Annotated in this window: 1 protein-coding gene; it reads left to right on the top strand. The window is 70.8% G+C overall.

The window, feature by feature from the left end; translation table 11 throughout:
• Nucleotides 1–590: hypothetical protein (locus tag ACODSP_RS28210; protein WP_488968825.1), on the top strand; the 590-nt coding region annotated here is incomplete at both ends.

Below are 590 nucleotides of genomic sequence, written 5' to 3'. Positions count from 1 at the left end.
ACCGGCTCCGAGACAGGCACTGGCTCCAACACCGGCAGCACCGGCTCGACCGGCTCCGACACGGGCACCGGAACCAACAACGGCAGCACAGGCTCGACCGGCTCCGAGACGGGCACCGGTGGCAACACCGGCAGCACAGGCTCGACCGGCTCCGAGACAGGCACTGGCTCCAACACCGGCAGCACCGGCTCGACCGGCTCCGACACGGGCACCGGAACCAACAACGGCAGCACAGGCTCGACCGGCTCCGAGACGGGCACCGGTGGCAACACCGGCAGCACAGGCTCGACCGGCTCCGAGACAGGCACTGGCTCCAACACCGGCAGCACCGGCTCGACCGGCTCCGACACGGGCACCGGAACCAACAACGGCAGCACAGGCTCGACCGGCTCCGAGACGGGCACCGGTGGCAACACCGGCAGCACAGGCTCGACCGGCTCCGAGACAGGCACTGGCTCCAACACCGGCAGCACCGGCTCGACCGGCTCCGACACGGGCACCGGAACCAACAACGGCAGCACAGGCTCGACCGGCTCCGAGACGGGCACCGGTGGCAACACCGGCAGCACAGGCTCGACCGGCTCCGAGAC

It is taken from the genome of Niveispirillum sp. FG156 (assembly GCF_057809555.1).
Note: the sequence above shows the minus strand (reverse complement) of the source record. Positions and strands in the feature narration are given on the sequence as shown.